The organism is Acidobacteriota bacterium, from assembly GCA_016195325.1.
Classification (GTDB): Bacteria; Acidobacteriota; Polarisedimenticolia; order JACPZX01; family JACPZX01; genus JACPZX01.
In genome coordinates this window covers 65,990-86,601 of sequence record JACPZX010000046.1, presented here as the reverse complement: position 1 = coordinate 86,601, position 20,612 = coordinate 65,990, and the positions used below count along the sequence as shown (strand labels likewise).

19 protein-coding genes and 1 pseudogene are annotated in these 20,612 nt (G+C 69.4%); 1 reads left to right on the top strand and 19 read right to left on the bottom strand.

Annotated elements, in window-relative coordinates:
* Positions 1 to 7 precede the first annotated feature (7 nt).
* The 4 genes and pseudogenes from HY049_09560 to HY049_09545 all read right to left on the bottom strand — a co-directional run bounded on the left by HY049_09560 (position 8) and on the right by HY049_09545 (position 2,090).
* A complete protein-coding gene (locus HY049_09560) occupies positions 8 to 370 on the bottom strand; it encodes a 4a-hydroxytetrahydrobiopterin dehydratase (protein MBI3449148.1) in 363 nt (120 codons plus the stop codon).
* A gap of 40 nt (positions 371 to 410) precedes the next feature.
* Positions 411 to 1,187 carry a DNA repair protein RadC gene (gene radC, locus HY049_09555; protein ID MBI3449147.1) on the bottom strand — a complete coding sequence of 259 codons (777 nt, stop codon included), beginning with the start codon at positions 1,185 to 1,187 and terminating at the stop codon, positions 411 to 413.
* A 65-nt stretch (positions 1,188 to 1,252) separates the two neighbouring features.
* Positions 1,253 to 1,821 (bottom strand): annotated as a pseudogene (locus HY049_09550) (phosphoribosylglycinamide formyltransferase).
* Positions 1,822 to 1,898: 77 nt separating this feature from the next.
* Complete coding sequence (locus tag HY049_09545) at positions 1,899 to 2,090, bottom strand: hypothetical protein (GenBank protein ID MBI3449146.1); 192 nt, start codon at positions 2,088 to 2,090, stop codon at positions 1,899 to 1,901.
* A gap of 302 nt (positions 2,091 to 2,392) precedes the next feature.
* Between HY049_09545 and HY049_09540 the strand changes: the two genes are divergently transcribed.
* Entirely contained in the window at positions 2,393 to 4,159 is a 1,767-nt protein-coding gene (locus tag HY049_09540) for a hypothetical protein (GenBank protein ID MBI3449145.1), read from the top strand.
* Here HY049_09540 and HY049_09535 read toward each other — a convergent pair.
* The 15 genes from HY049_09535 to HY049_09465 form a co-directional block, all read right to left on the bottom strand.
* A complete protein-coding gene (locus HY049_09535; protein MBI3449144.1) occupies positions 4,156 to 5,568 on the bottom strand; it encodes an amidophosphoribosyltransferase in 1,413 nt (470 codons plus the stop codon). The two genes, HY049_09540 and HY049_09535, sit on opposite strands and share 4 nt — an antisense overlap.
* 21 nt (positions 5,569 to 5,589) lie before the next feature.
* Positions 5,590 to 7,860 (bottom strand): phosphoribosylformylglycinamidine synthase subunit PurL, encoded by a 2,271-nt coding sequence (gene purL / locus HY049_09530; protein ID MBI3449143.1) that lies wholly within the window; start codon positions 7,858 to 7,860, stop codon positions 5,590 to 5,592.
* Positions 7,857 to 8,612 (bottom strand): phosphoribosylformylglycinamidine synthase subunit PurQ, encoded by a 756-nt coding sequence (gene purQ, locus HY049_09525; GenBank protein MBI3449142.1) that lies wholly within the window; start codon positions 8,610 to 8,612, stop codon positions 7,857 to 7,859. The genes purL and purQ overlap by 4 nt, the downstream gene beginning before the upstream one ends.
* Positions 8,613 to 8,626: 14 nt before the next feature.
* On the bottom strand, positions 8,627 to 9,547 hold the full coding sequence (locus HY049_09520; protein MBI3449141.1) for a methyltransferase domain-containing protein: 921 nt from the start codon (positions 9,545 to 9,547) through the stop codon (positions 8,627 to 8,629).
* A gap of 8 nt (positions 9,548 to 9,555) precedes the next feature.
* Positions 9,556 to 9,804 carry a phosphoribosylformylglycinamidine synthase subunit PurS gene (purS, locus tag HY049_09515; GenBank protein MBI3449140.1) on the bottom strand — a complete coding sequence of 83 codons (249 nt, stop codon included), beginning with the start codon at positions 9,802 to 9,804 and terminating at the stop codon, positions 9,556 to 9,558.
* A 60-nt stretch (positions 9,805 to 9,864) separates the two neighbouring features.
* Positions 9,865 to 10,956 (bottom strand): mechanosensitive ion channel family protein, encoded by a 1,092-nt coding sequence (locus HY049_09510; GenBank protein MBI3449139.1) that lies wholly within the window; start codon positions 10,954 to 10,956, stop codon positions 9,865 to 9,867.
* Positions 10,953 to 12,245 carry an adenylosuccinate lyase gene (locus HY049_09505; protein ID MBI3449138.1) on the bottom strand — a complete coding sequence of 431 codons (1,293 nt, stop codon included), beginning with the start codon at positions 12,243 to 12,245 and terminating at the stop codon, positions 10,953 to 10,955. The genes HY049_09510 and HY049_09505 overlap by 4 nt, the downstream gene beginning before the upstream one ends.
* A 19-nt stretch (positions 12,246 to 12,264) precedes the next feature.
* Positions 12,265 to 13,038 (bottom strand): MBL fold metallo-hydrolase, encoded by a 774-nt coding sequence (locus HY049_09500; protein ID MBI3449137.1) that lies wholly within the window; start codon positions 13,036 to 13,038, stop codon positions 12,265 to 12,267.
* Positions 13,035 to 13,496, bottom strand: a complete 462-nt coding sequence (dut, locus tag HY049_09495) for a dUTP diphosphatase (GenBank protein MBI3449136.1) — start codon at positions 13,494 to 13,496, stop codon at positions 13,035 to 13,037. The genes HY049_09500 and dut overlap by 4 nt, the downstream gene beginning before the upstream one ends.
* A 34-nt stretch (positions 13,497 to 13,530) precedes the next feature.
* Positions 13,531 to 14,790, bottom strand: a complete 1,260-nt coding sequence (locus HY049_09490; GenBank protein MBI3449135.1) for an insulinase family protein — start codon at positions 14,788 to 14,790, stop codon at positions 13,531 to 13,533.
* Between the two features lie 99 nt (positions 14,791 to 14,889).
* Positions 14,890 to 16,194, bottom strand: a complete 1,305-nt coding sequence (locus tag HY049_09485; GenBank protein ID MBI3449134.1) for a type II secretion system protein — start codon at positions 16,192 to 16,194, stop codon at positions 14,890 to 14,892.
* 24 nt (positions 16,195 to 16,218) lie between these two features.
* Positions 16,219 to 17,019, bottom strand: coding sequence for an Ig-like domain-containing protein (locus HY049_09480; GenBank protein MBI3449133.1), 801 nt, complete (start codon positions 17,017 to 17,019; stop codon positions 16,219 to 16,221).
* Between the two features lie 22 nt (positions 17,020 to 17,041).
* Entirely contained in the window at positions 17,042 to 17,464 is a 423-nt protein-coding gene (locus HY049_09475) for a prepilin-type N-terminal cleavage/methylation domain-containing protein (protein ID MBI3449132.1), read from the bottom strand.
* A 40-nt stretch (positions 17,465 to 17,504) separates the two neighbouring features.
* Entirely contained in the window at positions 17,505 to 17,975 is a 471-nt protein-coding gene (locus HY049_09470) for a type II secretion system protein (GenBank protein MBI3449131.1), read from the bottom strand.
* 4 nt (positions 17,976 to 17,979) lie between these two features.
* Positions 17,980 to 20,598 (bottom strand): hypothetical protein, encoded by a 2,619-nt coding sequence (locus HY049_09465; GenBank protein ID MBI3449130.1) that lies wholly within the window; start codon positions 20,596 to 20,598, stop codon positions 17,980 to 17,982.
* Positions 20,599 to 20,612 lie beyond the last annotated feature (14 nt).

Here is a 20,612-nt window from a genome sequence, read left to right as displayed (position 1 = left end):
CGCGCCGCTAGCGGCGGGGGTTCGCCGCGCGGGCCGCGAAGGCGGCGTCGATCTTCGCGGCGAGGATGTAGTCGTTCCTGTGCAGGCCGTGGATCTTGTGCGTCCACGTCTCGACGACGACCTTCCCCCACGCGACGTGGAGGTCGGGGTGATGCCCCTCGCCCTCGGCGATGTCGCCGACGGCGACGGCGAAGGCCATCGCCGACTTGAAGTCCGGGAAGGCGAACTCCCGGGCGAGCCTGAGGACTCCCGAGACGTCGGCCACCTTCCACTCCGGTACCTGGGGCGCCAGCTCGGCCCTCTCGCTCTCGGTCAACGTCGGCACGCCCCCCCGGCAGGGGACGCACGTCGCCTGTGTCAGTCCGCTCATCCTCGTGGCTCCTTTCCTTCGGGTTCGTCGATGCGGAAGACTACAACAGTCCCTTCTCTTTCATCGAGACGTAGCCCCCCTCGGCCACGATGATGTGATCGTAAAGGCCGATGCCGAGGATCTCGCTGGCCCTCTTGATCGCGCGCGTGAAGTCCACGTCCTCCTGGCTCGGCGTCAGGCTCCCGGACGGGTGGTTGTGCGCCAGGATGACCCCCATCGCCGAGACGGCGATCGCCGGCTGGAAGATCTCGCGCGGGTGCGTGCGGGTCGTGTTGAGGCTGCCCACCGAGATCGTCTCCTTGAGGAGAAGATGGTTCTGCGCGTCGAGGTACAGCGCGACGAGGTGCTCCTTCCTCGTCCGGGCGATCTCCCGCACGTGGCGGTGCGCCTCGGCCGGCCCCGACACGATGGGCCTCTCGTCGCGCCGGGGCTGGAAGGCGCGCCGGCCGATCTCGAAGATGGCCAGCGCCTGGCACGCGCGCGCCCGCCCGACCCCCCGGTTCGCCGCCCATTCGTCGAGCGTGAGCGCGGGGAGGCCGGCGAACCCGTGGCGGTGCACGATCCCGTCCGCGATCTTCAGGACGTTTTCCGCGCGCGTCCCGCTCCCGAGCACGAGCGCGATCAGCTCCGAGTTCGACAGGGCCTTCGCCCCGAGCGCCGCGAGCTTCTCCCTCGGCTGGAGCGCCTTCGGGAGATCGCAGACGCGATATCGGTAGCGGATCTCCCGCACGCCGGGGCGGGGCTGCCCCGGGCCCGGGTCATCTTCGTGGCTCGAAGAGGTGCTCGCGGAGCCTTCCGTCTCGTTCCCTACGTCCACACGAACCCCGTCCCCGCACGCAGCCCCCCGAAGCCCCGATCGCCGCGGGCCCGCCCCGCGGCGGCCTAGCTTCCCTGGCCCGCGATACGGACCTTTCTCCCGTCGATGATCAGCCGTCCTTCGAAGAAAAGACGCACCGCCTCGGCGTAGATGCGGTGCTCTTCGGCGAGGATCCGCGCCGAGAGCGTCTCCTCGGTGTCGTCGGTCTCCACGGGGACGACCGCCTGCAGGACGATGGGCCCGGTGTCGAGCCCCTCGTCCACGAAGTGGACCGTCGCCCCTGCGACGCGCACGCCGTACTCGACGGCCTGGCGCTGCGCGTGAAGGCCGGGGAAGGGAGGAGTCCCGGATGGATGTTGAGGATCCGTCCGCGGAACTCCCGGATGAAGGCAGGGGACAGAAGTCTCATGTAGCCGGCGAGGCAGACGAGATCGACGTCGCGGCGGCGGAGCTCGAGGGCGACCTTCATGTCGTGCTCCTCGCGCGTGCGGCTCTCCCCCTTCGTGACGGCGACGGTCTCGATCCCCATCTCCGCCGCCCGCTCGAGGCCGGGAGCGCCGCCGAGGTTGCTCACGACGACGCGCACCTCCGCGGGAATTCTCCCGTCCCGGCAGGCCTCTGCGATGGCGAGCATGTTGGAGCCCCGCCCGGAGATGAGGACCCCGATCCGTCCCTTCCGCCCCGGGGGCGCCGGACTCGCGGAGACGCGCGTCACGCCGCCCCCACGAAGACGCCGCGGGCGAGGAAGAAGCCGATCGCGAGGGCGAAGGAGAGCGTGGCGAGGCCGGCGTGGACGATGGCGTGGCGGAGATCGCCCCGGGCGAGGAGCCACGCTCCGCGGAGCAGGAGGGCCGCGCCCGCGACGCCGAAGAGGACTTCGAGAATGCTCAGGAAGAGGGCCATGATGCTCGTGTCGATCTCATGGGGCCCGGCCGGGGAGCCGCATCGTTGCACACGGCGCGCGCGCGAGTCAAACGCCGCGAGGCGCGTGCCCTCGCGCGCTCGCCTCGCTTGACCGATCGGACGGGGGGGCCGTATCTTCGTCCGCTCTCGCGGCCACGCCTCGTGGCTCCCCTTCGCGATGCGACTGGAGAACTCCGCTGACCTCGACGCCGCGCCTGACGCGATGGGAGATCCCCGCGGCCCTCGTCGCGGCCGCGCTGACCTTCGTCCCGATCGTCAGGGTCCCCGCGGGTGTCGCCCTCATGTGCTTCCTCCCGGGCGTCGCCCTGTGCCGCCATCGCCTGGGGGTCGCGTCGATCCCGCGGGCGCTGATCCTGGGGAGCGTCCTCTCGCTGTGCGTGATCCCCGCCGCGATCATCCCCCCTTCGCTCCTCCTGGGCCGCCCCTCCCACGCCCTCTCCGTCGCCCTCGCCGCGGCGGTGACGGTGATCGCTGCGCTCCGCGGCGGCCCGCGCGAGCCGGGCGAGGGGCAGGCGAAGCTCGACTTCCGGCCGCTCCTCCTGATTCTCGGCCTCGAGCTGGCGCTCCAGATCGGGCTCTCGCTCGCGATCTACCCGGACGCCCGGACGATTCGATGGGTCGGCCTCCCCGACCTCACGTTTTTCCGGGGGATCCACACGCAGATTCTCGAGCGCACCCCGCCTCTCGACCCGGACAACGGTGGCGCCCTCCTCATCCACAACTGGATCTACCACTTCCAGTTCGCGCTGGTGGATCTCGTCACGGGCGTCCCCGTCGTCGTGATGCAGCGGATGGTGAGCGCCTGGGTGGCCCTCACATTCCTCGGCCTCGTCTACCTGGTCGGCGCCGACGCGCTCGGCTCGGCGGCGGCGGGGGGGATCGCGTGCCTCTTCTTCGCGACGAGCGGCGAGGTGACGTGGCTCGTCCGCTCGCTTCTCTCAGGGAGCCTCTCCGGGGCATCTCTCTCGTGGTGGCACATGCCGAGCGGAAGCCTCCTCCTCATCGGGTGGTACAACCTCCCGCCGGTCGTCGTGGCGGTGGCCGCCTGGTACTGGCTGGAGCGGCACAGGAAATCCGGGCGCGGGAGCGACCTCGCGGCCTCGATCGCGATGTGCGTCGCGCTCGCCTTCTTCCACCCGATCTCGTTCGGCGTCTTCATGGTCGGATTCTGCTCGTGGATGGCGTGGCTCTGGCTGAAGGGAGAGCGCCGCTGGGGCCGCCTCGTCTACCTCCTCACGCCGCTCCCCTTCTTCGTTCTCTACAAGCTCCCCTACTACGGGACGACGATGCCTCCGAGGGTCCTCGGCGTGGCGCACGGACCCGGGGAGATCGCCGACAATCTCGGCACGCTGCTCCTCTGGGGCGCGCCGGTCCTGCTCCTGGGAATCGCGGGGATGGTGGTCCGGCGCGACGTCACCGGGCCTCTTCCCTTCATGGCGCTCGCGATCTTCGGCATGGAGCTCGTGATCGAGACGCCGAACCCCCACTGGTTCCACGATCTCCTGTTCGTGAGCCTCGCCTTCACGTCGGGGCTCGCGATGGCGTCGCTTCTCGCGCGCCGGCCGCGCGCCGGAGTCGCGCTCGCCGCGGGGGTCTTCTCGATCGTCGGAATCGCCTTCGCGCTCCAGGTGCGCCAGTCGCTCCGGTACGAGCACACCTTCTCCGACGAGGAGCTGGCCGCCGTGGCGTGGATGACGGAGAACTCGGGGCCCGACGATCTCGTCTCGATCTTCCCCAACAGCCCGTCGGGGTACGCGATGGAGGGGCTCGCCGGGCGCCGGCTCGTCCTCGGCTGGACGCGGCACGAGCTCGACTTCCACGCCGACGCGAAGCAGCGCGAGCGCGACGTGGAGGAGATGTACCGCACGGCCGACGCGCGACGCGCCGCGCAGCTCGCCGCGCAGCTCGGCGTGAATTTCGTCTACGTCGGGAAGTACGAGCGGAAGATGGGGGACGGCCCCTCGATGCCGAGCGAGTGCTTCGAGAGCGTCTTCGAGCGGGCGCCCGTGAGGATCTACCGGTTCACGTGCCCGCGGGCCTCTTCCTAGTCCTTTCGGTCGGCGAGAGGCTGGAGGAGCAGGAGCTGGTCGGCCTCTTGCCGGGGAAACGGAACGGGGTACTTGTTGGTGTAGCAGGCGCTGCAGAACCCGCCGTCCGGCTCGACCGCCCGCATCATCCCGTCGTGGCTCAGGTACGCGAGGGAATCGGCGCCGAGGTGCCGGCGGATCTCCTCCACCGAGTGCGACGCGGCGATCAGCTCCGAGCGGCGCGGCGTGTCCACGCCGTAGTGGCACGGCCCCACCGTGGGCGGGCAGGAGATGCGCACGTGCACCTCGCGCGCCCCCGACTCCCTCACCATCGCGACTATTTTCCTCGAGGTGGTCCCGCGCACGATCGAGTCGTCGATGAGGACGATGCGCTTGCCGGTCAGGACCTCGCGCACGGCGTTCAGCTTGAGCTTCACGCCGAAGTGCCGGATCGATTGCGCCGGCTCGATGAAGGTGCGCCCGACGTAGTGGCTCCTCACGAACCCCCAGTCGAGGGGGATCTTCGCCTCCTCCGCGTAGCCGAGGGCCGCGTAGACCCCCGAGTCGGGGATCGGGACGACGATGTCGGCGGCCGCCGGCGCCTCGCGCGCGAGCTCCATGCCGAGCCGCTTGCGGACGCGGCTCACGTTGCGCCCCCACAGCCACGAGTCGGGGCGGGCGAAGTACACGTACTCGAAGACGCACGAGTTCCGCGGCTGCTCGGGGAAGGGCTTGATCGACCGGATGCCGTCGGCGCCGAGGCTCACGATTTCCCCCGGCTCGACGTCGCGGACGAACTCCGCGCCGACGAGATCGAGGGCGCAGGATTCGGACGTCAGCACGTGGGCGCCGTCGATGCGCCCGATGGACAGCGGCCGGAATCCCATCGGGTCGCGGACGCCTATCAGGCGATCCTCGGTCAGGAAGGCGAGCGAGTACGCCCCCTTCACCCGCGCGAGCGCCTCGGTCAGCGCCCCCTCGATCGCGCGCTCGCGGCTCTTCGCGACGAGGTGCAGGATCACCTCCGTGTCGGACGTGGACGTGAAGATCGCCCCCTCGCCGTCGAGCTCGGCCTTGATCTCCTCGGCGTTGACGAGGTTCCCGTTGTGGCACAGCGCGATCTGGCGCCCGTGGCTCGTCACCACCATCGGCTGCGCGTTGAGGAGCGCCGAGGAGCCCGCCGTCGAATAGCGGACGTGCCCCGCGGCGGATCGGCCGGGGAGCGTCGCGAGCGCCGCCTCGTCGAAGACGTCCGGGACCTCGCCCATGCCGACCTTGCGGTGCAGCCTCCCGTCGTGCGAGCTGACGATGCCGGCCGACTCCTGGCCCCGGTGCTGGAGGCCGTGGAGGCCGAGGTACGTCATCTTCGCCGCCTCGTCGTGCCCGAAGACGCCGAAGACGCCGCACTCGTCGTGGAACTTGTCGTCCATCGCTTTCCTGGCTCCCCGGGGTCAGCGCTTCGACATCAGCCGCGAAAAGCCATTCTCCCACACCGACCTCAGGTCTGCCACGCGGGCGTCCACGAGCTTCCCCGCGGCCGAGCCGATCTTCAGGGCCGCGCCCGCCCCTTCCCCCCGGACGGAGCCGACGACGGCGAACGGGACCTTGTGGGACAGCGCGAGGTACTCGAGAGACCGGAGATCCGGGGGGGCCGCGCTCACGAGGGCGCGCGACGCCGACTCGCCGAACAGGAGCGCGTCGACGCGCAGCTCGTGCTTCCCCGGAACGGATGCCCCGCCGAGCGTCACGTCGGCCCCGAGAAGCCCGGGGCCGCTGAAGCAGCACTCGGCGAGGGCGACGGCCAGGCCGCCGTCTGAGGCGTCGTGCGCCGATCTCAGCAGGCCGAGCGACGCCGCCTCGACCAGGAATCGGTGCAGCGCCCCCTCGGCGGCGAGGTCGAGGGCCGGAGGGCTCCCCTCCTCGCGCCCGTGGACGACCGCGAGGTACTCGGTCCCCGCGATCTCCTCGAAGGTGTGGCCGAGGAGGATCACGACATCCCCTTCCCGCTTGAACCACTGCGTCGTCGCGCGGCGGGCGTCCTCGAGCTGCCCCACCACCGCCACCGTCGGCGTCGGGAAGATCGGCCGGCCGTCGGTCTCGTTGTAGAAGGAGACGTTGCCGGAGACGACCGGCACGTCGAGGGCGCGGCACGCGCGCGCGATCCCTTCGACCGCCTGCTGGAACTGGCCCATGATGACGGGGTTCTCGGGGGAGCCGAAGTTCAGGCAGTCGGTCAGCGCGAGGGGCATCGCCCCCGAGCAGGCCACGTTGCGAGCGCACTCCGCGACGGCGTGGGCGGCGCCGAGCCCCGGGTCGAGCCAGACCCAGCGGCTGTTGCAGTCGGCCGAGAGCGCGAGGGCGCGGGAGGTCCCGATGAGGCGCATCACCGCCGCGTCCGAGCCGGGGACGACGACGCTCGCGGCGCCGACGGTGTGATCGTATTGGCGGTAGACCCACTCCTTCGAGCACAGGTTCGGCGACGCGAGGAGCTGCGCGAGAATCGCCCCCGGATCCTGCGGGACGGGGACGCCGTCGAGGCGGAAGCGGTGGCGGGCGTCGGGGGTGGGATCGGCGGTCGGGCGCTCGTAGACCGGGGCGCGATCCGACAGCGGCGCGGCGGGGACCGCGGCGACCGGCCTCCCGGCCTCGGCGATCCGGGCGAAGCCGTCCCCGGTCACCGAGCCTATCACCTCGGCATCGAGGTCCCACTTCCGGAAGACGCGCAGCGCCTCCTCCTCGCGGCCGCGCTTCACGCACATCAGCATCCGCTCCTGGGACTCGCTGAGCATGACCTCGTACGGCGTCATCCCCTCCTCGCGCCGGGGGACGTTCGAGATCTCGATGGCCACTCCCGTGCCGGCACGTGAGGCCATCTCGAGCGTCGAGCAGGTGAGCCCCGCCGCGCCGAGATCCTGGATGCCGATGAGCGCGTCCCCCTGCATCAGCTCGAGGCACGCCTCGAGGAGGAGCTTCTCCATGAAGGGATCGCCGACCTGCACCGTGGGGCGGCGCGCCTCCTTCTCGGACTCGAAGGTGTCGCTCGCCATCGTGGCGCCGTGAATGCCGTCGCGGCCGGTCCGGCTGCCGACGTAGATTACCGAGTTGCCGGGGCCCGCGGCGGTGCCGAGGAAGATCCGATCGCGGCGCGCGATCCCGAGGGCGAAGGCGTTGACGAGGATGTTCCCGTCGTAGCACGGGTGGAACGAGGTCTCCCCGCCCACGGTCGGGACGCCGAAGGAGTTCCCGTACGAGCCGATGCCGGAGACGACCCCCGACACGAGGTACCGCGTGCGGGGATGGTCGGCGGCGCCGAACCGCAGCGAGTTCATCGCCGCGATCGGGCGCGCCCCCATCGTGAAGACGTCGCGCAGGATCCCGCCGACGCCCGTCGCCGCCCCCTGGAACGGCTCGATGAACGACGGGTGGTTGTGCGATTCCATCTTGAAGACGGCCACGAGGCCGTCCCCCACGTCCACGACCCCCGCGTTCTCACCGGGGCCGTGCACGACGCGCGGCCCGGTCGTCGGGAGCTTCTTGAGATGAATCTTGCTGGACTTGTACGAGCAGTGCTCCGACCACATCGCCGAGAAGATGCCGAGCTCGGTGTACGTCGGAACGCGCCCCAGGATCTCGCGGCAGAGCCGGTACTCGTCGTCCTTGAGGCCGTGCTCGGCGACGAGGGCCGCCGTGATCTCGGGCTCGCGCCGGGCGGCGGTGCTCATCGGCGGCCTCCCGGCGCCGCGGCGAGGCCCGCGGAGGCGACGAGCGACGTGAAGATGGCGAGTCCGTCGTCGCCGCCGAGGATCTTCTCGGCCATGCGCTCGGGGTGCGGCATGAGTCCCATGACGTTCCCCCTCTCGTTGAGGATCCCGGCGATCGCGTTCATCGAGCCGTTGAAGTTGAAGGCCGGGTCGAGCCGTCCCTCGGGGGACGTGTAGCGGAAGAGCACCCGCCCCTCCCCCTCGAGCCTCTCGAGCGTCCCGGGGTCCGCGACGTAGTTCCCCTCGCCGTGGGAGATGGGCATCGTCAGGACCGCGCCCTTCGGGAGGCCGGAGCTGAAGGCCGTCCCCTCCCGCTCGACCCGCGCGTGGACGTTGCGGCTGATGAACCTCAGCTCCGTGTTGCGGATGAGCGCCCCGGGAAGGAGCCCCGCCTCGACGAGCACCTGGAAGCCGTTGCAGATCCCGAGGACGTAGCCGCCCCGCTTCGCGTGCGAGGCGACCTCGGTCATGATCGGGGAGAATCGAGCGATGGCGCCGCACCGCAGGTAGTCGCCGTGCGCGAAGCCGCCCGGGAGCACGACGACGTCGCACCCCTTGAGGTCCACGTCCTTGTGCCACAGCCACACCGTGTCCTGGGAGAGGACGTCCTTCAGGACGTGAAACGCGTCTCGATCGCTGTTGGACCCGGGGAAGACCACGACGCCGAATCGGGGGCCGCCGCTCCCATGGATCCTGCTCAAAGGCTCCGCCATGCTCGTCTCTCCACTCAGGTCCGCGCTCTCAGGTACACGACGTTCCCGTCCATGCGCGAGTCGACGATCTCGTAGCGCCGCGAGACCTCCAGCTCGAGATCCTCGCGCCTGATCCGCCAGAGGTAGTGACCGACGTTCTCCGCCTCCCCGGGCCCGCCGGACTTCATGGCCCGGGCCTTCAGCTCCGCGAACTCTCCGCCGAGCGCCAGCCTGAGGGCGGTCCTCGCCCGCCTCAGGAGGAGCGCGGCCCTCTCGCCGGCGCCCGGGGCCGCGGGGCCCCCCTCGATCCCCTGGCAGACGAGAAGAGATCCGCCGGAGGAGGTCACCCGCCGCGCCTCGTCGAAGAAGCCGCCCGGATCCTGGAAGTGGTGCAGCGAGTCCTTCACCAGCACCGCCTCGAACGACCCCGACCGGAACGGGAGGCGCTCGCCGACCCCCGCGACGAAGGGGAAATCATAGCCGGTCCCCTCGATCGGCATCGGGTCGATCCCCCAGTACTCGCGGGAGCGAAACCCCCGCGCCCCCCGGAGCCGCCCGTCGCCGCAGGCGGCCTCGAGCGCGCGCCCGCGGACGCCGCCGCACCAGGCCGCGAAGGCGTCGCGGCGCATCTCGGCCACCCTCACCTCCGAGCGGCTCGCCGCGCCGTCGCCGTCTCCCGCTTTCCGCGCGCGCCACCCGCGAAATCCCTCGAGCCCTTCGCCCCACCGTCGCCACTCCTCGGGAAACCCCTCGAACCCGTGCCGCCGTCCGCCGATCAGCGCGGCGGGCAGCAGCCAGGGGATGCCGCTCTCGATCGGGAACGCGCTCCGGCACTTCGCGCACTCGAGGGCGCCGCTCACCACCGCGCCTCCCTCGACCCTGGCGTCCCGCGGAGCGAGACCCTCCCCGGCGCAGTCGGGGCACGCGAGAAGCTCGAGGTCGGCGGGGCGGATCATGCCGGACCCTACCCCCGCTCGATCGTGAACTTGTACTCCTCGATGACCGGGTTCGCGAGAAGCTTCTCGCACATCTCCTTCACGCGCTCTTTCGCGAGCGCTTCCGGAATGTCGCCGAGCGTCAGGAGGATCTCCTTCCCGACGCGCACGTCGAGGACCTCGTCGTATCCCATCGAGTGCAATCCGCCCTGCACGGCCCGCCCCTGCGGGTCGAGAACCCCCGACTTCAGCATCACGATGACCCGCGCTCTCAGCATCGTCTCCCTCGCATCATCCTTTTCCCGCTCTTCCCGCGCGCGCGCCGCGGGGCCCCTGGATCAGCTTCGCGCCGGCCGGTCGCCCCCGCCGGCTCCCCCCGCCGGCGCGACGATGTGGACCGCGGCCGGGATGACGATCCCCTCCTCCTCGAAGCGGCGGGCGATGCCGCTGACGACCTCGTCGACGGCCTGTCCGTCGTTCCTGTAGCTCGCCACCGTGAACCTCACGGCGACGGCCATCGACGACTCGCCGAACCCCGTGAACGCGATGCTCGGCGGCGGCTTGCGCTCGACGAGCGCCACCGACTCCAGCACCTCGGCGAGGACGCGCTTCACCTTCGGCGGGTCGCTCCCGTAGGCGACACCGAACCTCAGGATCGGCCGGAAGCTGACGTCGGGATACGAGTGGTTCACGATCCGCTCGTTCGCCATCTGCGAGTTCGGGATGATCACGGTCGAATGGTCGAGCGCGAGGACGCGCGTCGACCGCAGGCCGATCTCGAGGACGTCGCCGACCTCGCCGGTGCTGAGCTGCACCCGATCCCCTATCCGGAAGGGGCGATCGAGCATGATGGTGAACCCGGCGATCATGTTGGCCACGGTCTGCTGCATCCCGAGGCCGATCGCGAGGGAGCCGACGCCGAGGGAGACGACCAGCGTGGAGATGTCGTAGCCGTAGCCCTTGAGCGTGATGACGGCCGCCGTCGCGACGATGAACACGGTCGCGAGCTTGCGCACGAGCGGTATGAACTGGGTGTCGATGGGCTGGTGCGTCCGCGTCGCCACGTCGGCCGCGTACAGGGAGAGCGACAGGACGAGGATCTGGCGGGCGAGAAGGGCGGCGAAGAGAACCCCCAGGCCGAAGGAGACCGCGAGCAGCGCGCGCTCGATGCGGTCCGGGAGGAGCAGGAGATGGAACGCCTCGTGCGTCCCCCACGCGAGGAGAGTCGCGAAGCTGTAGCGCCGGATCCTGAGCCGCCGATCCCGCGGGAGCGGCGTCGCGACCCGCGCGGCGAGGCTCTCCGCGTACCTCGAGAGGAGGTAGCCCAGGAGCTTCCCGAACAGCGCTCCCGCGGCGACGAAGAGGAGCGAGGCGAGCGCGGGCCACGTGTGCGGGAAGTCCTCCGCCACGTCGTGGAGCCATCCGCTCACGCGAAGACCCTCTCGAAGATCGCGTCGACGTTCCGGAGCTGGTGATTCAGATCGAAGGCCCTCTCGATCTCGTCGCGGGAGAGGCGCGAGGTGATCGCGGCGTCGGCGAGAACCATCTCGCGGAACGGCCGGCCCGACTGCCACGACGCCATCGCCGCCTTCTGCACGGCGGCGTACGCCTCCTCGCGCGATCCGCCGGTGCGCGTGAGCGCGAGGAGCAGCGGCTGCGAGAAGACGACGCCGTGCGTCGCCTCGAGGTTCTGGCGCATCCGGTCCGGGAAGACCTTCATCCCCTCGACCACCTCGGTGAACTTCACCACGAGGTAGTGGGCGAGGATGCTGCTGTCGGGAAGGATGACCCGTTCCACCGACGAGTGGGAGATGTCGCGCTCGTGCCAGAGCGGCACGTTCTCGAGCGCCGCGATCAGGTTCGTCCGGAGCAGGCGCGAGAGGCCCGAGACCTGCTCGCAGGTCACGGGGTTGCGCTTGTGCGGCATCGCCGAGGAGCCCTTCTGCCCCTCCGCGAACGGCTCCTCGGCCTCGCGCACCTCGGTGCGCTGCAGGTGGCGGATCTCCGTCGCGAACCGATCGAGCGACGCCCCCAGCGAGGCCAGGGCGTAGAGGTATTCGGCGTGGCGGTCGCGCTGGATGATCTGGGTCGAAGCGGGATCGGGCTCGAGGCCGAGGGAGGCGCAGACCCTCTCCTCGATCGACGGGTCGAGGTGCGCGAAGGTGCCGACGGCGCCCGAGATCTTCCCCGCGCGGATCGACTCGTGGGCGGCATCGAGCCTCGCCTCATCCCTCTCGATCTGCGCGTGCCACGACGCGAGCTTCAGGCCGAACGTGATCGGCTCCGCGTGGATGCCGTGCGTGCGGCCGATGCAGGGGGTCCGCTTGTGCTCGATCGCCCGCCGCTTCACCGCCTCCTTGAGGCGCCGGAGCTCCCTCAGGACCAGCTGCGCCGACTCCACCATCTGGAGCGCGAGCGCGGTGTCGAGGCAGTCCGACGAGGTCATGCCGAAGTGGAGCCAGCGCCCCTCGGGGCCGACCTTCTCGGCGACGGAGGTGACGAACGCGATCACGTCGTGCCGAGTCGTCTTTTCGATCGCGAGAACGCGAGCGAGGTCGACCGCCCCCTTCTCCTTGATGGCGGCCACGGCCTCCTGGGGGACGATTCCCTCCTCGGCCATCGCCTCCGCCGCGGCGATCTCCACCCGGAGCCACGACCGCAGCTTGTTCTCCTCGTCCCATATCCTGCCCATCTCGGGGAGCGTGTAGCGTGAGATCACGTCGTCTCTCCTCGCCTCGTCACACCTCGGCCGGACGGCTCGGGTGCTTCTGGTAGGTCAGCTCCAGGTGGACGGCGTCGCGGCCGATCGCGCGGAGTGCCGCGCGCCCCGTCTCGAGAGCCAGCCGGCCGTCGTTGTTCTTCTCCGAAAGGTGCGCCAGGAAGACCGTCCGCGTCGAGGGCGTCACCGTGACGGCGAGCAGCTCCGCTGCCTGGTCGTTCGACAGGTGTCCGGTCCGTCCCATGACGCGCTGCTTCACGTGCGCAGGGTACGCTCCCGAGCGGAGCATCGTAACGTCGTGGTTCGCCTCGACGACCAGGACGTCGCAGCCGCGGAGTCGCTCCGACGCGACGGCGGACGGGTACCCGAGATCGGTGGCGTACCCGACGCGCCTCCCGTCCTCCTCGACCACGTACCCGACGTTGTCGACCGCGTCGTGCGGCACGCTGAAGGGGTGCACGCGCAGCCCGGCCACCTCGAAGGCGCGGCCGGCCTCGATGACGACGAGCCCCGCGACCACCGATTCCCCGAGACCCGCCGCGGCCGCGGTGTCCCGCGTCGTGAAGACCGGGACGCCGTTCTTCCTCGAGAAGAGCGGGGCGCCGGAGACGTGGTCCCCGTGCTCGTGCGAGACGAGCACGGCGGCGATCTCGCGGGGCTCGACGCCGAGAGCGCGGAGCCGGCGCGACGCCTCCCGCTCGCTCAGCCCCAGGTCGATCAGGATCATGCCGCGTGAACCCTCGACGAGCGTGGCGTTCCCTGCGGAACCGCTCCCGAGGACCGTGACCCTCATCTCGATCCCGTGTGGCCGAAGCCGCCGGCGCCTCGAGGGGTCGCAGGGAGCGCGTCGGTCTCCCGCAGCGAGGTGCCGGGAACCCGCGCGAGGACCATCTGCGCGATCCGGTCGCCGCGGCGCAGCGTCACGGGCCGGTCGCCCAGGTTGACGGCGAGCACCTTGATCTCGCCGCGGTAGTCGGCGTCGATCGTCCCCGGGGTGTTGAGCATCGTGATCCCGTGCTCGAGCGCGAGGCCCGAGCGGGGGCGGATCTGCGCCTCCCATCCCGGCGGCAGCGCGATGGCGAAGCCGGTCGGGACGAGGGCGCGGCGCATGGGCTCGAGGGTGAGAGGGGCGTCGAGGCAGGCGCGCAGGTCGTAGCCGGCCGACTGGGCGGTCGACCGCGCCGGGAGCGGCAGATCGTTCCCCGGGAGGCGCTGGATCAGGACCTCGATGGGGCTTGACTCTTCGTCCATGTCCGGATGACGCGCGGGGCCACCCCGCGACGATTCAGAACGCGAACTGTTCGCGGCTCAGGTTCAATCCGTCGAGACGCCCGAGAACCGCGGCGGTGCACTTGCGGCCGTCGAGCATGGAGCGGGCGAGGCTCTGCACCTGCTCGCTCGTGACTTTGTCGATTTCCGCGATGATCTCGTCCAGGGAGAACTGCCGCTGGAAATAGATGTCCTGCCTCGCGAGGTTGCTCATGCGCGACGACGACGACTCGAGCGAGAGCATGAGGTTCCCCTTGAGGTGATCCTTGGCCCCCTTCAGCTCCACGGCGTCGACCTTGACCTCTTTCACCTTCACGAGCTCCTCGCAGATCTGGCTCACGACCTCGCCCCCCCCGCCGGGGCGCGTCGCGGCGTAGACCGCGAAGTAGCCCGTGTCGGCGAACGAGTTCATGGCCGAGAAGACGTTGTAGGCGAGCCCGCGATCCTCGCGGATGTTCTGGAAGAGCCTCGACGACATCGTGCCCCCGAGGAGCGTGTTGAGGACGTAGCCGCTGTACCTCTCGGGATCGTTCTGCGCCAGGGCCGGAACGCCGATGCACAGGTGCAGCTGCTCGAGCTCCTTCTTCTCCCTGAGAACGATCTCGGCCCGGTGCTGAGGGATGCCGATGGGCCTCGGGGGGGTGCCGTCGGACAGCGACGAGAAGGTCTCCTTGATGAGCGCCGTGAGGCGCGGGTGATCGAGGTTTCCCGCCGCGGAGATGACGACGTTGCCGGGATGGTACGACGAGCGGAAGAACTTCCCGAGCATCTCCGGGCCGAGGGCCGTGACCGACTCGACGGTCCCCTGGATCGGCCGTCCGAGGGGGTGATCGCGCCAGATCGTCTCGGTGAAGAGGTCGTAGACCAGCTCGTCGGGGCTGTCCTCGACCATCTTGATCTCCTCGAAGATGACCTTTCTCTCCTTCTCGATGTGCTCGGGGTCGAAGCGGGGGCGGAGCACGATGTCGGAGAGGAGGTCGAACGCCACGCTGGCGTGATCGTCGAGGACGCGGGCGTAGAAGCAGGTGTACTCCTTCGACGTGAAGGCGTCGCACTGCCCGCCGATGGAGTCGATCGTCTTCGCGATCTCCTTGGCCGTGCGCCTCTCGGTCCCCTTGAAGAGCAGGTGCTCGATGAAGTGCGAGACGCCGTTCTCGGCCTCGGTCTCCTGGCGCGAGCCCTGCTTGAGCCACACGCCGAGGCAGACCGAGCGGATGTTCGGCATCGTCTCGGTGAGGAGAGTGAGACCGTTGGGAAGGATCTCGCGTCTGATCATCGCCGGCCCGGAAGTCGCTGGATGGATTGCGGTGTCGCGGGATCGCGGGTCGGGATCGCCTTCACCTACCCGGCGCGCCGCAAAGAGGCACCGAATCTATCACACGACGCCGGGGATTTCCGCCTGCATCCCGGCCGTCGATGGATGATTCGGATCCGGCGTGGGGGCGTTCGGATCCGAGTCGTCCTCGTCGTCCCCTTCATCCCCCTCGTCGTCCTCGTCCCCCGAGCCGTCGTCGGGCTGGTTCGGATCGTGGACGGTCCCATTCGCGTCCGGCGCGTGAGGAGGCGGATTTCCGGCCGGCGGGACTGGGGGCGTGGGCCCCTGCGGGTTGGGGCGCGGCGGTCCCGGCGGGTTCGCAGGCCGGGCCGGATGGTTCGGGTCGGCCGGATGGTTCGGGTCGGCTGGATGGTTCGGGTCGGCTGGATGGTTCGGGTCTGCGTTCACGGGGTTGCCGTAGGCGTCGTAGCCGCCGGAGCCATACCCCTGGTCTCCCCCTTCGGGCGGTTGCTGATCGCCGGATTGATCTCCGCGCATCCAACTGGGGTCGCCGTTGGCCACCGGCGCCGTCGGGTTCCTCGCCCCCTTTCCGATGTAGGCCGCGTCCTCGACGTTGCCCACCCCGCCGGTGAATTGCCTCGCGACGCCTCCGCTCCCGCCGGGCGGGGCCACCGCACCGAACTCCCCCTGCGCGAGGGGGGTGAAGGCCCAGTTGCTGAGCCAGGTCTGTCCCTTGTACTCGCGGATCGACTCGACCATCTTGCAGTCCACGACGCCGACGATCGGGAGGTTCATCTTCTGGATGCCCGTCGTCTTGAAGGTCTTCGGATCGAGGGCGCTCAGCTTCGACGACGCCCGGGCGTCCGGGACGCCCCCCTCGTCCTCGTCGTCGGCCGCGGTGTTCCGGCCGGTGATCCCGCGATCGAAGGGGTTTCCGAACCCTGTCGACGCCCCGCCGTTCTGTCCGGGCAGCATGCCACCCCGCCCCCGGCCACCTCTCGGATCGTTGAAGCCGGGGCCCGCGCCGACGGCGCACGGGTTGATGAAGCCGGTCCCGCCGGGGTGCAGATAGAGGTACTGCCATTGCCCGTTGGGATCGAAGGGGTTCTTGTAGAGCTTGCGCATGAACCGCACGCCGGCGGTGTTCCTCTTGGCGAGGATCTTGAGATCGCCGACCGGGAAGGCGTTGCCGTTCGACTTGCGGAAGGCCTCGAGCCCCTTGATGTACTGCTCGCCCCGGAAGATCAGCTCGACTTCCATCTCGCGGCGCATCTGGAAGGTCCAGGATTGCGCCGCGACGGTCATCATGATGAGCATGACGGCGACGCCCACCATCAGGAGGATGAGGAGGTGGCCCCGCTCGCGGCGCCCCCCGTCCTTCCCTTCGCTCGGCCGATCCGTCATCTGGAGCCCTCTATGCCGGCGTCATCATGGTATCGCCGTCGTGACCTGGATCGGGGGGGAGACGAACGCCCCTGATACGTCCTTCGCGACCACCTGGATGCCGCACGCCCCGCCGTTCGGCGGGGTCGGAGTAGCCGTCGGCGAGCAATTCTGGCTGCAGAAGCTCTGAGCCGGCGTGAATACCGACACCGCGTCCCCGTTCACGTCGGTCTTCGGCTGCGTCGGATTGAAGCTCCCCTGGAGGAGGTTGCGACTGGCGATGGACGTCGTCTGGAAGACGATCGTCAGCCCCGCGACTCCGTTGTTATTGGGATCCGTCGCAGAGGCTGTGAAGGTCACGGTCTGAGTGCAGGTGGAGAGGCTCTGGACGTCGGCGTCGAGCGAAACGCTGCTCAGGTTCCCGCTCACAACGTTGACCGACGTCGTCCCCATGATCGATCCGCTGAACGCGGTCACCGTCGCGCTCACCGTCGTGTTGAGCACGCTCGTCGCCTGCCCCTGGTTGTTGGTGATGACGGAGGTCTGCGCCGGCGGCGTCAGCGTCCCCGCGGAACTGGAGAAGACCACCTCCTGGTCGGGAAGGCGGGTGCCGTTCTTGGAGCGAAGCGTCGCCGTGATGTGCGTCTGCCCGGCGACCCCGCCTTGAACGACGACGGTCTGCGGGTTGGCCGAGACGGCGATCATGCTTCCGTCGGGGGCGATGGGGTCCTGCCGCACGCACGTCACGAGGGCGACGACGCCCAGCGACAGGGCGCAGGCGACGAGAACGGCCCGACCCGGACGCACCCGGCGGCGGGCGACGAGCCCTTTCACGTCTCGATCCATCGCGCAACTCCCCTCCCTCGGATCACCACTCATTGTAGGGCCTCCCGTCCAAACCGGTACCCGAAGCGCCGCTTTTCACGTCGTATATTCCGCGTTTTCCGAGCTTTCCGCCGGCCGTCGGGTCCTCCTGCCCCACATCCGTCGCGTAGACCGGAATCCAGGTGGACGGGGACTTCGTGAACGGGTCCTCCGGCACGGCCCTCAGGTACCCCTTGTCGACCAGCTCCCTCACGTCTTCGGGATAGTGCCCCCGATCGGCGAAGAACTGGTCGATGACGTCGCGGAAGGTGTGGAGGTCGGCCTTCAGGACCGCCTCCTTCGCGCGCGTCGGCGTGTCCCGCATGTTGGGGATCACCATCGTCGCGAGGATGCCGATCAGCGCGATGACGATGATCAGCTCAATCAGCGTGAAGCCCCCCGAACCGCCGCGGGGCCTGCCGCGCATGGAAGATCTCCGGGCGTGGATTCTCATGTCGTTGCCTTCGTCACCAGTCACGGTACTTGCTCCCGTCCAACGAGGTCTCCTCGCTGAGGGAGAAGACGTCGTAGACGTTCTGATGCCCCCACGAGTCGCTGTTGGGATCGTCCTGGATCGAGTGCATCCCCCAGCTCTGCTCTCCCGTCATCGGATCGATCGGGATCCGGCGCAGGAACCGGAGCTTCTTGTCGATGGCGCCCACCTGCGGGACCCCTTCCACGAGCGCCTTGATGTCCTCCGGGTAGCCGAAGCACTGGAGGCACCGCGGCTGGATGGCCCCGGAGTCGCTGAACTTCTTGAACTGGTCGATCGCCTCCCGCATCTGACGGAGCGCGCGGCGGAGGTCCATCTCCTTCTCGCGCCGGAGCGTCGTCCGGGCGATGGGGAGGACCATCGCCGAGAGGATCGCGAGGATGGTGATGGTCACCAGGACCTCGATGAGGGTGAGCCCCCTCGCGTCGCGCCCGCGCACCGGCATCATCTCAGGGGCTCACCGTGACGTCGGCGCCGCTCGGGTTCATCGGGATCGGCTTCCCCGACGCGTCCATCGCGGTCGATCGGATCACGTTCACGAGCGTCCGGCCGGCGGCGATGGGCTTGAACCGGATCGCGGCGGCGGATCCGCTCCCGGTCACCCCCTTGGCCGCGCCGTTGCGGCGGATCGAGAGCTCGACCGTCCCGTCCCCGACCTTCTGGGCGGTGAAGGTCGTCTGGGTGCCGTCCGAGCGCATGAAGATCCCCTCGAGCGCCTGGTCGAACTCGGCGACCGCGGGGTCGTACTTGAGGACCACGTCGAGCGACTGGAGGTCGGTCGCGCCGGCGACCATGACGTTGAACGCGAACCCCCCGCCTCCGGCGACCGTCAGCCTCCCGGGCGCCAGGGCGAGCGTGATCGGCGTCGCCGGCTGCGGCGCAGACGGTGTCTCCGGCGGCGCCTGGGGGGACGGCGGCGCGGGGGCGCGCGCTCCCGCGGCCCCCTCGTCGCCGGCGTCCTCCTCGTCGACGTTGCCGGCTCCCTCGAGATCCTCCTCGTCCGTCTTCGGCTTGACCGACGCCGGGGGCGGGGTGTACTCGACGCCCGGCGCGAACGCCGGCCCCTTCGGCTTCGCGGGGGTCGGCGCGGGGGCGGGGGGCGGCGCGGCCTGCGGGGCGGAGTTCTGGGGGGGTGCGGCCACGGGATTGGCGGCCGCGGGGGCGGCGGCGCTCTTGTCGTCCGCCTTCTTCTCGTTGGGCTTCTTCTCGTCAGGCTTCTTCTCGTCGGGCTTCGCGGCGGGCTTCTTCTCCTCGACCCTGGGCGGAGCGGGGGCCTGGTCGGCTCCTCCCGTCGCCGCCGCGTCCTCTTCGTCCTCGCTCTCCGACTCCTTGCCGGCGAAGGGATTCGGGCCGAAGGCGCTCGTCCCCTTGCCGCGGAGGTGCGGGTTCCCCTCGGTGCCGATGAAGAGCGCCTCGAGGTCTTCCTCGCGGATGTCGGGGATGCGGATGATGTGCGGCGTGAGCGTGAGGATCAGATCGGTCTCCCGGTGCGTGGAGGTGTGGGACGAGAAGACGCGCCGCAGCCCCGGAATGTCCATGAGGCCGGGGAACCCCGAGCGCCCTTCGGTGCCGTCGTCCCGGATGAGACCGGCGAGGAGGTTCGTCTCGCCGTCCTTCAGCCGGATGACGGTGTTGATCTGGCGCGTGTTGATCGACGGAGAGCTCTGGCCGTTCCCGGTGCTGACCTGGTCTCCGAGCTGGCTGACCTCGACGTTGAGCTTGAGCGTCACCTCCTTGTTGTGGTGCACGCGCGGCTCGATCTCGATCACGATGCCGACTTCCTGGTACGTGAAGGACGTGATCGGCACGACGTTGCCGCCGACGGTCCCGGCGGTGTTGAACGTCGTCGTGGGGATGGGGACGGAGTCGCCGAGGTGCAGGTTCGCCTTCTCGCCCTCCGTCACGCGCAGCTCGGGCTTGGCGACGACCTTCGTCCCCGAATCGGACTTGAGGAAGTCGAGCGTCACCTGGGGGATCGGACCGAGGGAGTAGGAGCCGACCTGCTTGAGGAGGCCGAGGTTGTTGAGCGGCAGGCTCGTCGGGCCCGTGAACTGGACGGTGTAGCGCTGCGGCGTGAGGTTGATGCCGAGCGTCTTGCTGATCGTGCGGCTGATCTCCATGAGCTCGACGTCGACCACCAGCTCGGCCTTCGACTTGTCGTTGGCCTCGATGATCTTCTGCGCGATCGCGACGCGGCTCGGCGTGTCGCGGATGGTGATGGCGTTGAGCTGGTTGTTCTGGACGATCTTGCGGGCGTCGAGCAGGGTGCGGAGGAGCGTCTGCACGTCCTTCACGTCGGCGTTCGAGAGGAAGAAGGTCTTGATGACCTCGTCCTCGATCTCCCGGCGCTTCTGCTGGTTGTCGTCGGCGAGCATGATCGTGTTCTCGTCGATGACTTTGAAGAAGTGCTTGTTGATCAGCATCAGCGTGTTGATCGCGTCCTCGAAGGACACGTTGGCCAGGTCGATGTCGATCTTCTTCTTGAGATCGAGCTTCGAGTCGTATAGGAAATTGATCCCGGACGCCTTGCTGAGCGCCTCGTAGATCTTGCCGAGCTCGGTCTGCTGGAACTTGAGGATGATCGGGATGTTCGAGGCGGGGTTGAGCTTCGGGACGCCGAGGCTGTTCTTCGCCTTCTCCTTGAGCAGCTCGAGGTCGGTCTTCGCGTTGGAGCTGTCGCGCTGGTGCCGCCACTCGATCATCGCCTTGTCGAGCTCGGTGGCCGCGAACTGGTTGGTCGGGTCGAGGAACGTCGTCTGCTCCAGCTCGCCGATGGCGAGCTCGAGCTGATTCGACGAGAGGTAGCGCTTCCCTTTCTCGAAGTGGGTCTGCGAAGCCTTCAGCCTCGCCTCCTGGAGCGCGATGTGGTACCGGGTGTTCTTCGGCTCCATGGAGGCCGCCTTCGCGTAGGAGAGCACCGCCTGATCCCAGTCGCCCAGATCTCCCGACCTCTCTCCGTCGCGGTAGACGCTGTTCGCGGCGCATCCAGCCGCGAGCAAGGCGCCCGTCAGCAGGACGAGCGCGAGAAGGCCTCGGCGGCCCCGATTCACCCCGTTCAACGATGTCACCCGAACGCCTCCCA